This is a genomic window from Bartonella sp. MF74HXZ (assembly GCF_042194445.1).
GTDB classification, from domain to species: domain Bacteria; phylum Pseudomonadota; class Alphaproteobacteria; order Rhizobiales; family Rhizobiaceae; genus Bartonella; species Bartonella grahamii.
In genome coordinates this window covers 45,446-60,093 of sequence record NZ_JBHIMW010000001.1, presented here as the reverse complement: position 1 = coordinate 60,093, position 14,648 = coordinate 45,446, and the positions used below count along the sequence as shown (strand labels likewise).

Here is a 14,648-nt window from a genome sequence, read left to right as displayed (position 1 = left end):
TACAATCTAAGGCGGGTTACCTACGTAGCCGTGGGATATTTTTCTAAATAATTGAGAGTGGAGTGTCGATAATGCAGTATAAACATAAGTTAAGTTTTTCAGTATTGATGATCAGTAGTTGTCTTGTACAAGTTGCAAGTGCAGTTGAAAACAGAAATGGAGAGCTAACAATAGTAGAACATGTAGGAAATCGAGCAGAGATACCAAAAGGTTCAGCACTGATTACAAATAATTTTCCCAGTAGTAAGAGTAAAATTGGAGATGGCGGTGTTGAAATTGTTGAAAATGGAGCAACTTCTATAGGTTCCACTATTAAAAAAGGGGGAATGCAAATAGTTACACGCGGAGGAACTGCTATAGGCACCGAAATCCTTGGTGGTAAGCAGTTTATTCATGAAGAAAAAGGTCTTGATCTTACAAGCGTGGAGAGAAAAAGTAGTGCATATAATTCTACAGTTTCAGGGGATGGTGGAGTAGTGGGACAGCAGAATGTGTATGATGGAGCGTGGGTTTGGTATACGAAAGTGGGAGATAACGGAGAACAAAATCTTTATTCGGGAGAAAGAAAAGAGGGGGGGAAATCAATGTATGCTGAGATCTCTGGGAATGGGAGACAGCATGTCTTAGCGTTAGGAGAATCTTATGCTACTAATTTGAAAGATCATGCTATTCAAGTTGTATATCCTGAAGGGTTTGTGGACGGTCTGACAGTTAACAGCTTTGCTAAATCGTGGTTCCATGTTGGTGTTCAAAAAGTCGTTGGAGAAGTAAGGGTCAATGATCACGGAGAACTTTATTTATTTGCTGGTGATAGGACAAACCATATCACTAAGAAAAAGATTCCTATAGAGGCAAGAGTTGATGAAATAATATTTGAGGTTGGTGAACGAAACACAGGAGAAAAACCTCAGATTGAAATTGAAGATTTAGGGGGGCATAATGGAACTGTTATTTTTACTTCTATTCCGTATGATCCGCGACATATTTCACTTCATGTTGAGAAACTTTCAGGGGATTTACATTTTCGATTCAATATTAGCGCTACGGGGGATTCGAGTGATTACTTGTCGGTTGATGAGGGCGCAGGTAATCACAAAATAAGCGTTGCAGATTCTGGTGCTGAAATTATAGGTCCTCTCTCAAAAAGGAATAGTTTGGTTACTGAACTTCCATTAATTACCGATAGAAGCCAAGATGGAGGGGCTAATTTTACTTTGGCAGATTTTTTGGGCAAGAACATTACAGTTGTCGATGGTGGAACCTATCAGTATCAATTGCTGAAGAGAGAAAGGTGTGCTAGTTCTAGTGGTAGTGCTACAATTTGGTCTTTAAGCAGAGTCTCTGAAAATGCAGAACATTCGAGTACTGAAGCACAGTGTGTAAACAAGAAAACGAAGGTTCCTCTTGCATTGTCTCATCAAGGCGCTTCTTCTGGAGGAAAAAATACCGGTCCTCGTAAACCTACTAAAAAAGAGCAACCCAAGCCACGTCCTCCACGTCATTTAAGAGAAAGACAGAATGTCTCTAGTGTTTCGGTATCTCCCTCTCAAGAAAATCGCACTCATGTGAAGTCTCCCCCAGCAAGTTCTCTTCATTTTTCTGATGGAAAGCAACAGGCTGTTGTTTCAGAATCTTCACAATCTTTAGCAGATCAAATGATTTTGCGTCCAGTTTATAAAGAACAGCCTTCTCCACAATTGAGAGAGACGCTTTCAGTTTCTCACTTTTTAACCACTCCCTCTACAGATGCGGTATTGTCTATGTCTGTGGCTCCAGCGATGGTTTTTCACAATGAAATGCAAACCGTGCGTGCGGGAAGAGGAATTCTAGATAAAAGTAACAAGAATGCAGCTTTATGGAGCTATGCGATCAAGTCTAAAGAGAGCATTGCTACAGAGCATATAGATTTTAAGTTGGATCAGACAGGTATTGTTTTAGGGATCAATAGTTTAAGCGAGTTGGAAAATGGAGAATTTTATATAGGTGGTTTTGGCAGTTATGACCGCGCACGCATTGCGCATGCACGGGGTGGTATGAGCGGTATCAATGCTTATGGCATTGGCGCTTATGTCACTTATTTGGATCATAGTGGATGGTATTTAGATGGTATTTTAAAATATAATCATTATCAGAATACTCTAAAGGCAGTTTCAACGAATGGTTTAGGGATTGAAGGAAGCTATAGGCAATGGGCGGTGGGCACTTCCTTTGAAGCAGGTTATCGACTTAAGACGTCAAAGAGCAGTTGGTTGCAGCCTTATGGACAATTTACATGGTTGCAAGTTGAGGGTAAAGAAATCAAGTTATCGAATGACATGATAGGTGACATGCGTCCATTCACTTCATTACGCAGTGAGGTTGGCATATCTTTAGGATATGAATTTGGTTCTCGTATGGATTCCTCATCACTTGCGTATATTACAGCAGCATGGTTGCGTGAGAATAAAGATGACAACCATACATTGATTAATCAACGGCATTCATTTACCACTGACTTATCGGGTAATGCAGGTAAGTTAGGAATCGGTTTGAGCAGTTTAGTGAGTGAGAAGTTAAAGTTATATGGTGAGGCACATTATATTAAAGGACGTAAAACAAAACAGTCCCTTCAGGGTATTTTAGGTGTACGCTATAGTTTTTAATTATATGGTTATTTTTTGATTGATCTCAATGTGTGTAGAAGGATTTTCAAACCTAGATCGGAGTATCTAGGTTCATCCTCTTTAAAGAAGAAGGCTTTCAAAAAGGTATATATTTTGCATGTTAGGCTTTTCTTATGATTCTTTATTGCTTCAATGATAAATTTGATGAGAGGCATTTAAGATTATGTAAGAAGGTTCAATATTTATTGAGAGTCGGTAGCGCATCTTTATGATGGGATGAGCAATTACAGGTATTTCTATTAAAGTTTTCTTTATAATTCATTCTATATTTTTGAGAATTTGTGTAGATTTTTGTAGAGTCACTTGGCAAAGGGCTTCTTGCTCGCTATAGAAATGGCGAGAGAATGTTATAAATGAAATAAAGGTGGTTAAATGGCTTTAGAGCGTACTTTTTCGATGATTAAACCAGATGCAACCCGTCGTAATTTGACTGGCGCAATTACTAAAATGCTTGAGGATGCGGAGCTACGTGTTATTGCGTCTAAACGTGTCTGGATGAGCAAACGTGAGGCTGAAAATTTTTATGCTGTTCATAAAGAACGCCCTTTTTTTAGTGAATTGGTGGAATTCATGTCTTCTGGTCCAACCGTTGTACAAGTTTTGGAAGGCGAAAATGCAATAGCTAAAAACCGTGAAGTAATGGGAGCTACGAATCCTAGTGATGCAGAAGAAGGGACAATTCGTAAGGTTCATGCTTTATCGATTGGCGAAAATTCTGTCCATGGATCCGATAGCGCTGAAACGGCAAAAACAGAAATCGCCTTTTGGTTTTCTGAGGTAGAAATTGTTGGTTAATCAAGCGTTTATAATAATAAAGCGTTTATAAGAAGCAAAAATCCGAAACACTATATTTCGGTTTTTTGCTTATAAGATTATAGACTTTTTTGAAAGCATAGGGAGCATTCATCGTTTTTTAGCTTTTAATATTGTAACTGCTTTTGCGAGAATATAAAATCTATTTACTCTTTTTTTGAAGAGCTTTTATCTACATGCCACCCTTACTTGTAATGTGCAAAAAAGTGTTTTATTGATTTATCATTAATAGATTTAAAATGAATCAATCTTATGCTACTCTCATCCCTCATTTAAGTACAAAAAGATAAATTATCATTATAAATCTCCATACTATTCATAGGATAACGTGTTTTAAACCTGCACGAAAATAATCCCATCCTGTCCACAATGTAAGGAGGGCAGCAATCCACAGCATAGTAATGCCAAACTCTACTGTGTAAGGAAAAATTTTATTACCAGCTGGTCCAGCTAAAAGAAATACAATAGCGATCATCTGTACAAAAGTTTTCCATTTTGCAAGACGAGAGACAGGAACACTAACTTTTAACTCAGCCAAATATTCACGTAATCCTGATACAAGAATTTCTCTGCAAAGAATGATAATAGCTGCCCATAGTGTCCACCCAGCGATGGTACTGTCTGCGGCAAGCAAGAGCAAACAAGCAGAGACGAGAAGTTTATCAGCAATTGGATCTAACATGCGACCAATATTGGATGTTTGTTCCCAAATACGAGCAAGGTAACCGTCAAGAAAGTCAGTAATGGATGCAACGATAAAAATGGACACAGCAATCCAGCGAGTGATATCATTTGATTGTAATCGCCCTTCTAAAAAAAAGCATGCAACAACCATTGGGACTGCAACAATTCGTGCATAAGTTAAAATATTTGGAAAAGAAAAAGTATGATTTTTCATGGAGCCATTTTTAATTCTTGTGAAAGAGAATATATTTCCTAAACGTAACAAGGCAAAGGTTATGAAACAAGCCTATTTTTCATGAAAATGGTTATGAATTTTTTGTGCAATTGTCATAGAGATTCCCGTAACTTTTTTTAAATCTTCAAGTGAGGCACTAGCAATAGCCTTGGCACTTCCAAAATGATGAAGCAACGCACGCTTTCTTGTCGGACCGATATTTTCGATTTCATCAAGTGGGTTTTTGAATGTTTCTTTTTTTCGTTTTATCCTATGAGCTCCAATCGCAAAACGGTGTGCTTCATCACGCAGACGTTGCAAAAAATAGAGGATAGGATCACGTGGAGGAAGTGTAAAGGGGGGAATACCTTTTATAAAAAATCGTTCACGTCCCGCATGGCGGTCAATACCTTTGGCGATTCCAACAACTGTGAAGAGGTCATTTAATTGTAATTCAGCAAGTATTGCATGTACGCTGTTGATTTGTCCTTCACCACCATCGATTAAGATAAGATCAGGCCAAATGGGAAAAAGATCATTATCTTTTATGTCATGACTTCTATTTGGCTGATCATGCTCTTTTATAAGGCGTGAAAATCTCCGTTTAATCACTTCTTTCATCATGCCAAAATCATCGCCAGGCGTGATATCTATTGAGCGAATGTTGAATTTGCGATATTGATTTTTAACAAATCCCATTTGACCAGCAACAATCATAGCACCTACAGCATTTGTTCCCATGATATGAGAATTATCATAGACTTCTATCCGGCGTGGAGGAAAAGGTAGTTGGAATGTTTTAGCAAGACCTTGAAGCAATTTTGTATGAGTGGCTGTTTCAGAAAGCTTATGTTCAAGTGCTTCATGAGCATTGAGATAGGCATGATTAACAAGAGTTTTCCGTTCACCTTGTTTGGGTAAAGAGAGAGACACTTTGTGATTTGCTTTGAGACTCAATGCTTCTGTAAGAAGTGTCTTTTCTTCAATTTCTTCAGATAAAAGGATGCTTTTGGGAAGTGGTTTATCATCGTAAAATTGGGCAAGAAAACTCGCTAAAATTTCAGTACAGGAAAAAGAGGGATCTGCTTTAGGAAAATAGGCACGGTTTCCCCAATTTTGCCCCATGCGAAAAAAGAACACTTGAATACAGGTCATTCCTTCTTTTTGCGCAATTGCAAATACATCCGCTTCTTTTATCGTTTGAGGATTAATACCTTGATGGCTTTGTATATGAGAAAGGGCTGATAAGCGGTCACGATAGGAAGCTGCTTGTTCAAAATCAAGATTTTCTGCGGCTTTATGCATAGCTTGAACCATATTACTTTTAACAGATTGATCTTTTCCCGAAAGGAACGCTTTTGCTCCCCTCAGCAGTTCTTTATAATCATTGTCACTAATTTCATGGGTACAAGGTGCAGAACATCGCTTAATTTGATAAAGCAAACAGGGGCGTGTACGGTTTTCAAAAACTGAATCAGTACAGGTTCGTAATAAGAAGGCGCGTTGTAAAACATGAACTGTTTGTGTCACTGCACCGGCAGAAGCAAAAGGACCAAAATAGTGAGCTTTTCGTGTTCGGGCACCACGATGTTTGTAAAGTCCAGGCACTCGATGATCATCTGTAATCATAATATAAGGGAAACTTTTATCATCACGTAGTAATACATTAAAATGTGGATGCAATCTTTTTATGAGATTGGCTTCTAAAAGGAGTGCTTCTGTTTCTGTATGGGTGACGATAAATTCCATATGATATGTTGCGCGAATCATGCGGGTAATACGATTATTGTGTCCTTGTTCACGCGTATAGTTTGAAACACGTTTTTTGAGATTACGAGCTTTGCCAATATAGAGAATATCACCATTTTTACCAATCATCCGGTAAACCCCTGGCTTATGCGGAAGGTGTCTAACAAACTCTTGTATGAATTTGACACCTTGGAATTGATTTTTCTCATTACTTTGATTGGCATTATTCCATGTAATGTTAGAGAGAAAAGAAAGCTTTTCCCGCTCATTTTTCGGACAATTTGTATTATTTTTCAGGACCATTCCGTTTATTAAGAATATGTTTTTTGTTTAATATATGAAATATTCTTTTTTATTAAATAATGATTATTTATATCCTTATAATTTTTTCTATAAATAATATCTTATAGCATAAGAGTATGATTTTAGAGAGCCGATTTTTCATAAAAAATATGAGAGTTGTTATTCTAAAACAGCTTTATGAATTTGCCCAATTTATTCATTAAAATGAGTGGAATAGGAAATTCATGATGATTAAGAAGATAGACGTTCTAAAAGGGAAAAAATTAATTCACGCTGATCGTTGTTAGCATATCATTATAATATACTGATATTATTCAAAAAATCAAAGAACTTTATCATTTTATGCCTTTGTATCTTACAACATGATATTTGATTTAGGAAAAATATAGAGAAAGATCTAATATAATAGATGTTCTTTTTGAAGCCACTTATGCGTTATTTGGGCGTTTTCATCTTGTCCCAGACGGTTGATAAGAAAGGGGCTGAGTTTTTTCATTTCTTCTTCCAAAAGGTAGGGAGGGTTAATAATAATCATACCACTTCCATTCATTGTCGGTGGACTTGAACTTTTTCGGATACGCATTTCAAGCTGTAGAATCTTAGGAATTCCTGTTTGATAAAGCGCGTGAAGAAAACTTTCAATTTCTTTGTCATATTTAACAGGATACCATAAAGCGTAGATCCCTCCAGAAAAGCGACGATAGGCTTTCATTAATCCCTCAATAAGGCGGGAAAATTCTCCAGTTTTTTCAAAGGGAGGGTCAACAAGGATAAACCCACGTTTTTCTTTTGGTGGTACATGAGCATTTAAGGAAAGCCAACCATCTAAATGCAGAACTTTTGTCTGATAATCTCCGGCAAAGTTTTTTGCTAAAATATGATAATCTTCGTTGTGCAATTCTATTGCGGTGAGGCGATCTTGTTTCCGTAATAATTGACGAATAAGAACAGGAGATCCAGGATAAAATACAATTTCTTTTTTCCCTTTATTGAGGGCATCAATGATATCACACCATGGACAAAGGAGTGCTCTTAAATCTTCTGGGATAGGAGTTGAAAAAAGCCGTTGGACACCTTCGCGCCACTCTCCTGTTTTATGTGCTTCTAAAGAAGAAAGGTCATAAATACCGATTCCAGCATGCGTATCTATAACGCGAAAAGCTTTTTCTTTGCGTTTGAGATATTCTACAATGCGAGTGACAATAATGTGTTTAAAAACATCAGCAAAATTGCCAGCATGATAAATATGCCGATAATTCATGGAATAAACTCTATCATATGTATAACTGTACCGGATTATTAGCATAGAATATTAGAATTGATATCCATAAAAATACTCTTATAGAAATCAAATAATACCCTCACTCCCAAATAATACCCTACAGAAAATATTAATGTCATGGGAGCATTTATTCACTGGGCTATTTTTATATTATGAGATTCATCGTTAAGATCTTAAATTTTTTTATATGAAAAATAGATAGGAAGAGGGCAAATATTTCAATAGAGATAGTTATGTTGTAAGAGAAGTTTCTTATGATCGCGGACTCTTTCAGGAAAACTATAAAAGACAAGCAATTAACGAGAATATTAGTGAAGTTTGTTAAAAAATTTAAGGTTATCTTTCAAATTCATTCATAAATTTACTTGTTTAAAGATTAAAGAATTTAAAATGCTTGATAAAAACATTGTTACATTTATCAGTTTTTTTAGCGAGCGTAAAATTATGGATAGAGCAATAAAGTGCTGGTATTATAGTGATAGATTTTTGTAAAAGTGTGGATGAATCTCATTGGTTTAAGCGGAGCCCAAGCTTTACATTATACACGCTAAATGGCTAGATTACTGTGTATGGTGCTAAAACAAAACTTTTAAAAAGTGATATGTTCTCTGCAAGCGATCTCAATAAAATGAGGGGTTTTTAACTAAAGTAAATAGGTGTATCTATCTCTAACACTGTATTATCTAGCGGCTTTATGAGATAATCTTATAAAAAGACTAGGATAAGAAATTCTTTTACATGGATTGTGCTTCGATTCCATGCTTTTGATTGAATGTAATTTTCTATTAATGCCCATTCTGTTTTCAATACTGAGATAAGTTAAGCACATGATATTATGAGAACGCATGCCCAGAATCCGGAGACTTGTAATAGTTAGGGCATGCAGCGGTTCAAAGAGCTGGTTATATGGAGGTATTTTACTGAATAAAGGCGCAAGCTGGTACCATTTTTATTTTTTAGTATTGCCATACCTCTTGGCACTTGACCTGATTCATAAAGTGCATTTTTACTCTTTCCACTAATAGTTTTTATCCACACGTCAGATATTTAATTGAATGCGATGATGGCTTATATTTCGTATTGTATATGGAATAATGGATGATAAAATTCCCACCAACGCAAAGAATAAATATTATGCGTAAGATGATAGTTTTTAAAGAGACTGATGATGTGTCAAGAAAGTTTTTTAGAGATTGTTCTTTCTGAATTTTTTAATTGAATACGTAAAATTTTTTACAACATGGTATGATTTTTATCAGTAACGGATAATTGGAGGAAATGTTTGTAATGATACGTACAACTTTGTTTAAAAGGAAAGACATGAGCTATAGTATTTACAGGAAGATGAGTAACTAAGAGATCAGATGAAGTTATTTTAGAAAAGTTTTTAAGCCTTTTGAATTTTCTATGAAGCGGTTTATCATTTTGGAATGGTTTGTGTTATAGTACGCTAAGAAGGGATGAGAGGATAAAAAGTTCTTTTGCAATAAAAGCGTGTGATTGTTTTTAAGTTAAGAAGAAAATATATAATTAAGATATTATATTTGATACATTCTTCAGAAGAAGCATGAATAAATGAAATCAAATTTAAAAGCATAAAGTTAGAGAGAGTAATGGGTAATATTTTTTCACCAACGCATTTAATTATAATTTTACTGATTATCTTTGTGCTTTTCGGTCGCGGTAAGATTTCTGAATTAATGGGCGATGTTGCTAAGGGAATTAAAGCCTTCAAAAAAAATATGAAGGAAGAAGATGATGGCATTGAGGATAAAGTTGAAATGGCTACTACTTCCCAAATAATTGATGTAGAATCTCAACAATCTCAACAATCTCAACCGCTATCGGTAAAACATGTAACAGCGCGCAGAAAGGCTTCTTCTGCTTCTAAAAGAAGCAAAACATCTGTTGCTAAAAAACAGCGTGTCAAATAACAAAAACGTAATCATCATTGTGCGTTATTTTTTGATGAGGAAGTCGAATTAAGAGATGTTTGGGATTGATGGACCAGAGTTTGTCGTAATCTTACTTGTTCTCATCATTGTTGTTGGACCGAAAGATTTACCTAAAATATTAAAGACAATAGCAAAGGTAAGAGCTCAGATGTGTTTAATGGCAAATGAACTTCGTCATCAGTTTGATGATGCAATAAAACAAATCGAGCTCGATGATTTGCAAAAAACATATTCGGATATTAGCGATACAAGCAAGAAGTTGACAGAGACTTTTGATCCCATTCAAAATACATTAGAAGATATCCACGATAATTTGGATGTTAAGGCAACACACCATAAATCAGAAAAAGGTAAAGAATTTTTGGAATGCGATCACAACGTAACCAATAAAGATATGACAGGATCTATAGCTTCTAAAGATAAAGAAGATGTGTCATGAATGTTAAGAAAGATGAAGTTGACGCCCATATGGCACCACTTTTAGAACATTTAATTGAACTTCGTCAGCGAATTATTGCTGCCCTAGTTGCATTTATGATCGCTTTTATGATGTGTTTTCTTGTTAAAGATTATATCTTAAATTTTTTACTATGGCCATATCAGTGGGCAATGAAAATAGCAGGGGGTAATCCTGAGGGTATTCGTTTGCAATCAACGCAAGTATGGGAAACTTTTTTAACGAAGATGAAGCTTTCTGCTTTTGGGGGAATTATTTTATCTTTTCCCTATACCGCTTTTCAGTTTTATAGTTTTATTGCACCAGGGCTTTATAAAAATGAGCGTATGGCTTTTTTACCATTTCTCATTGGGGGGCCTATTTTATTTTGTATTGGGGGAGCGTTTGTTTATGGTCTATTAACGCCAATAATACTATGGTTTAGCCTTTCTCAACAATTTCTTCCAGATGTTCATTTAAAAATAGAGTTTATAGTGCGTATTTCTGATTATTTGGGCTTTATGACATCATTTATCCTAATTTTTGGTTTGATTTTTCAATTACCTCTTGTCATCAGTCTTTTAACAAAAGTTGGATTTTTAACGTCTCATGATTTGGCGTCTAAACGAAAATGGGCTATTTTACTTTCTTTTATCATTGCGGCAATCATAACGCCGTCGGATTTTTTTACGATGTTTGCAGTGGCTTTACCAACGATAGCACTTTACGAGATTTCAATTTTAATTGCTTACGGTATAGAAAAGAGAAGAAAATCCGCTTAAGAAAAGTGTATAATCTTATGCGATAAGAAATGAATAAAAAATATAAATGAGGAAATTTTATGCTTGATATTAAGTGGATTCGTGACAATCCTGAGAAATTAGATAAAGCACTCGTAAGTAGAGGTCTTGAGCCACAAGCTGAGAGGTTAATACAACTTGATCTTGCACGTCGGTCGCATATTGCTAAGGTGCAATTGGCGCAGGAACGTCGCAATGCGGTTTCAAAGGAAATAGGACAGGCTTTAGCGGTATCTGATCAGCAAAAGGCTGAAAGCTTTAGAGCTGAAGGTGAAGAGATTAAAATCTTTCTTTCCTCTGCAACAGCAGAAGAAAAACAGCTGACGGAGAGTCTTGAAAAAATTCTTTCAGCACTTCCAAATATTCCATTAGATGATGTTCCAGAAGGTAAAGATGAAAGTGATAATGTCGTCATTCGACATTTTGGTACACCTCCAACATTTAATTTTACACCAAAGGAACATTTTGATCTTGGTCAAGATCTCAAGCAGATGAATTTTGAACGAGCTAGTCGTTTGTCTGGAACACGTTTTACTATACTTTCAGGGGCGTTAGCACGGCTAGAACGGGCATTAGGTCAATTTATGCTTGATGTGCATGTCAATGAGCATGGTTATACAGAAGTCTCAATACCTTTTCTTGTTCGTGATGAGATTGTTTACGGAGCAGCACAATTGCCGAAATTTGCTGAAGACCTTTTTCGTACAACAGATGGTCGATGGCTTATTTCTACGGCAGAAGTGCCATTAACCAATTTGGTCAACGATGAAATTCTTGAAATATCAGATTTACCACTGCGATTTTCTTCTTTATCTCCCTGTTTTCGTTCAGAGGCGGGAGCAGCCGGTCGTGATACGCGCGGTATGTTGCGCCAGCATCAATTTTGGAAAGTTGAAATGGTCTCAATTACCAGTGAAGAGCAGTCTTTAATTGAATTAGAACGTATGACGGAATGTGCAGAAGATATATTAAAACGACTTAGTTTGCCTTTTCGCACAGTGGTTCTTTCTACGGGTGATATGGGGTTTGCAGCACGTAAAACCTATGACATCGAGGTTTGGCTTCCTGGTCAAGAATGTTATCGTGAAATTTCCAGCTGTTCAGTTTGTGGAGATTTTCAAGGTCGTCGTATGAATGCACGTTATCGTACAGAAGGCGATAAAAAATTACATTTTGTTCATAGCCTTAATGGTTCTGGTACAGCTGTTGGACGTTGTCTTATTGCCGTGCTTGAAAATTATCAACAGGCTGATGGATCAATTATTATTCCAGATGTTTTACAACCTTATATGGGAGGCATGCGTTGTATTACTGCTTAATTTTACGAAAGGAGAGACAATATGCGTTTATTGCCAAGAGGTGATAATATGCAAACGCAAGTTTTTGCCATTTTAAAAGAAGCAGTTTGTCAGTATAATAAAAGTGCACCTCCATTGGAGATTGAATGATACTATGGGGCAAAAGGGTATTTTACAATTTCGTGAGGAGTTAGCCGCTCTTGTACTGAAAATGCGTAGCAAAGGCATTGATGACGTGCGATTTTTTTCGGCATTAGAGAAAATTCCGCGTCAACAGTTTGTTTCTGCTCCTTGGTTTAATAGTGCTTATGATAATAAGGTTATTCCCCTTGAGTGTGGTGAATATATGGAACGTTTGGAAGAACAACTCTTAATTCTTTCGGCATTATCGTTGAAAAAAAGGCATCGCGTTTTAGAAATCGGTACAGGATCTGGTTTTTGTACTGCGCTTATGGCGTGTCTGAGTGACCGTGTGACAACGATTGATCGTTATAAAACGCTTGTTGATTTGGCGCGCCAAAAATTTCAAACTTTAGGAATTGAAAATATTATTATACGGCAGATTGATGGAAGTCATAGTGTGACAGGCTTGGGATCATTTGATCGCATTCTTATTTGGCCATCACGTTTTGATGAACCCAAGGAATTTTTAGAACTTTTAGCTGAAAACGGAATTCTCATTCAGGCGATAGGACCTGACGAAGGGGTACAAACGGTGACGCGCTATACAAAAATTGGTAGTCGATTTGAGTGTTTAGAACTGTTTCAAGTGCGTTACCAACCTTTTATTAAAGGCATTGCGGAGATACTTTAATTTTTGAAAGTTAAGAAAGTGCTGCAAATTGTCTACGTTAAATTCATTTTGATCTTATATAAAGATATTTATGAATAAAACATCTCATTTTAACTCTTCGGTAATTTAAAAAAGCTTTAATGGAGTGAGTTGATTATTGATGAGTGAGCAAAACGATGTGTTTAAAAGCTTTGGATAACATTTTCCAGCATAATTTTCAGAGAATAACTTTTTTAGCGGTGGTAACTATTGTTGCTGGTTGTAGTTCTGGTACACAGCGTTTTTCTAACATTGTCTCTCATCGTACGGTATCATCTCAATCAAATATATCGAGCACTATGTCTACAGATCCGCGAATGCTATCGTACGGTAGTGGTATGATACAAAGCACTGAATTGCCACCTGTGGAATCAAGCGATGATTCGTGGGGAGATGACAATTCTCCCTATAATTCTCCACATCAAGGTAGGATAACTTCTTCTGATGGTCGCGTTATGGGAGTCCCTCCACGTAATCTTGGAACACTTTCCCGTTCACAAATGGATAAATCTCCTATTTTTCGGCGGAACTCTTATATTGTCCAGAGTGGAGATACACTGCTCAGTATTTCACGACAAATAGGGGTTAGTGTTGAGGCATTAAAATTAGCAAATGGTATAAACAGCAATTCCATTTATATCGGTCAGGTACTTGTTGTTCCAAGCAGGCGTACATTAGCAGCTTCAAATGCACACAATAATAACGATTGGGCAGCGTCAACAACAGACTCTGCATTCCAATCTCAAGTGATGTCCTCTATAAAAAACAAGAAGTCCTCTCCTATATATAAAACTCCTGTAAAAACGCCACCTTCTGCAAAGATGAACAAATCAAGTTCTGAGAAAAATTTTTCTAAACAGATGACGCAATTGAATCATGAGACTGGTTTATCAAGTACTGTTACGAATACCGATAATATGACGACTCCGCAAGCCACAGGAATTTCTAAGATGCGTTGGCCAGTACGAGGGCGTTTATTAAGCCAGTTCGGTCAAAAAAAGGGAACAGTAATGAATCGAGGAATAGATATTGCAGTGCCGGAAGGATCTTCGGTAAAGGCGGCAGAAAATGGTGTTGTTATTTACGCGGGAGATGGATTAAAAGAGCTTGGTAATGTTGTGATGATTCGACATGAAAATAATATTATCACTATTTATGGATGTAACAGTAAACTTGTTGTTAACAAAGGACAAAGGATAAGACGCGGTGATGAGATTGCTAAATCTGGTGTTTCAGGAAATGTTAAAACGCCACGTGTCTATTTTGAGATGCGTAAGAATTCATTACCTGTTGATCCCCTTAAATATTTAGAAAACTAATTTATTGATGACTTTTAAATTTGAATAGTCTTACAGTTTATAGAAACTTCATGAAAAACAATTGATTTTCTTAAATCAATAACACTGCAGCAAAAAATCATTGGTTTAAGGAGAGCTGTTCGTTGGGGGCGTTAGATATTACCATCTTTGTGTTTATGAAAGTGTAAGACAATAGCATCATACTATTTGTCAGCTTTCAGTGTTCCAACTGCTCTTGCATTTGAGAGAAGCATGAAAAGAGATATTTCACGCCTTTCTTAAAAAGTTTTTATCTACAGGCTCATTTCATATGTGAGACGT

11 protein-coding genes are annotated in these 14,648 nt (G+C 36.4%); 8 read left to right on the top strand and 3 right to left on the bottom strand.

Translation table 11 applies throughout. From position 1 onward, the window contains the following. Positions 1–71 precede the first annotated feature (71 nt). A complete protein-coding gene (bafA, locus tag ACFIJ8_RS00260) occupies positions 72–2,642 on the top strand; it encodes a BafA family autotransporter (RefSeq protein WP_375638560.1) in 2,571 nt (856 codons plus the stop codon). Positions 2,643–3,035: 393 nt separating this feature from the next. Continuing rightward, complete coding sequence (ndk, locus tag ACFIJ8_RS00255) at positions 3,036–3,458, top strand: nucleoside-diphosphate kinase (RefSeq protein ID WP_375628682.1); 423 nt, start codon at positions 3,036–3,038, stop codon at positions 3,456–3,458. A gap of 334 nt (positions 3,459–3,792) precedes the next feature. Here the strand turns inward: ndk and pgsA are convergent, their stop codons facing one another. From pgsA to ACFIJ8_RS00240, 3 genes are all read right to left on the bottom strand, one after another. Further along, complete coding sequence (gene pgsA, locus ACFIJ8_RS00250) at positions 3,793–4,374, bottom strand: CDP-diacylglycerol--glycerol-3-phosphate 3-phosphatidyltransferase (RefSeq protein ID WP_375638558.1); 582 nt, start codon at positions 4,372–4,374, stop codon at positions 3,793–3,795. Between the two features lie 72 nt (positions 4,375–4,446). Further along, positions 4,447–6,426 (bottom strand): excinuclease ABC subunit UvrC, encoded by a 1,980-nt coding sequence (gene uvrC, locus ACFIJ8_RS00245; protein ID WP_375628680.1) that lies wholly within the window; start codon positions 6,424–6,426, stop codon positions 4,447–4,449. Between the two features lie 397 nt (positions 6,427–6,823). Beyond that, a complete protein-coding gene (locus tag ACFIJ8_RS00240) occupies positions 6,824–7,687 on the bottom strand; it encodes a 23S rRNA (adenine(2030)-N(6))-methyltransferase RlmJ (RefSeq protein WP_375638556.1) in 864 nt (287 codons plus the stop codon). 1,634 nt (positions 7,688–9,321) lie between these two features. Here ACFIJ8_RS00240 and tatA point away from each other — a divergent pair. The 6 genes from tatA to ACFIJ8_RS00210 all read left to right on the top strand — a co-directional run bounded on the left by tatA (position 9,322) and on the right by ACFIJ8_RS00210 (position 14,348). After that, complete coding sequence (gene tatA, locus ACFIJ8_RS00235) at positions 9,322–9,642, top strand: twin-arginine translocase TatA/TatE family subunit (protein WP_375619432.1); 321 nt, start codon at positions 9,322–9,324, stop codon at positions 9,640–9,642. Positions 9,643–9,697: 55 nt separating this feature from the next. Then, positions 9,698–10,102, top strand: a complete 405-nt coding sequence (gene tatB, locus ACFIJ8_RS00230; protein WP_273788359.1) for a Sec-independent protein translocase protein TatB — start codon at positions 9,698–9,700, stop codon at positions 10,100–10,102. Continuing rightward, on the top strand, positions 10,099–10,881 hold the full coding sequence (tatC, locus tag ACFIJ8_RS00225; protein ID WP_375638554.1) for a twin-arginine translocase subunit TatC: 783 nt from the start codon (positions 10,099–10,101) through the stop codon (positions 10,879–10,881). The genes tatB and tatC overlap by 4 nt, the downstream gene beginning before the upstream one ends. A 59-nt stretch (positions 10,882–10,940) precedes the next feature. Next, a complete protein-coding gene (gene serS, locus ACFIJ8_RS00220; RefSeq protein WP_375638552.1) occupies positions 10,941–12,218 on the top strand; it encodes a serine--tRNA ligase in 1,278 nt (425 codons plus the stop codon). A 133-nt stretch (positions 12,219–12,351) separates the two neighbouring features. Further along, positions 12,352–13,011 carry a protein-L-isoaspartate(D-aspartate) O-methyltransferase gene (locus tag ACFIJ8_RS00215; RefSeq protein WP_012754986.1) on the top strand — a complete coding sequence of 220 codons (660 nt, stop codon included), beginning with the start codon at positions 12,352–12,354 and terminating at the stop codon, positions 13,009–13,011. A gap of 155 nt (positions 13,012–13,166) precedes the next feature. After that, positions 13,167–14,348, top strand: a complete 1,182-nt coding sequence (locus ACFIJ8_RS00210; RefSeq protein WP_273788356.1) for a M23 family metallopeptidase — start codon at positions 13,167–13,169, stop codon at positions 14,346–14,348. Positions 14,349–14,648: the final 300 nt, after the last annotated feature.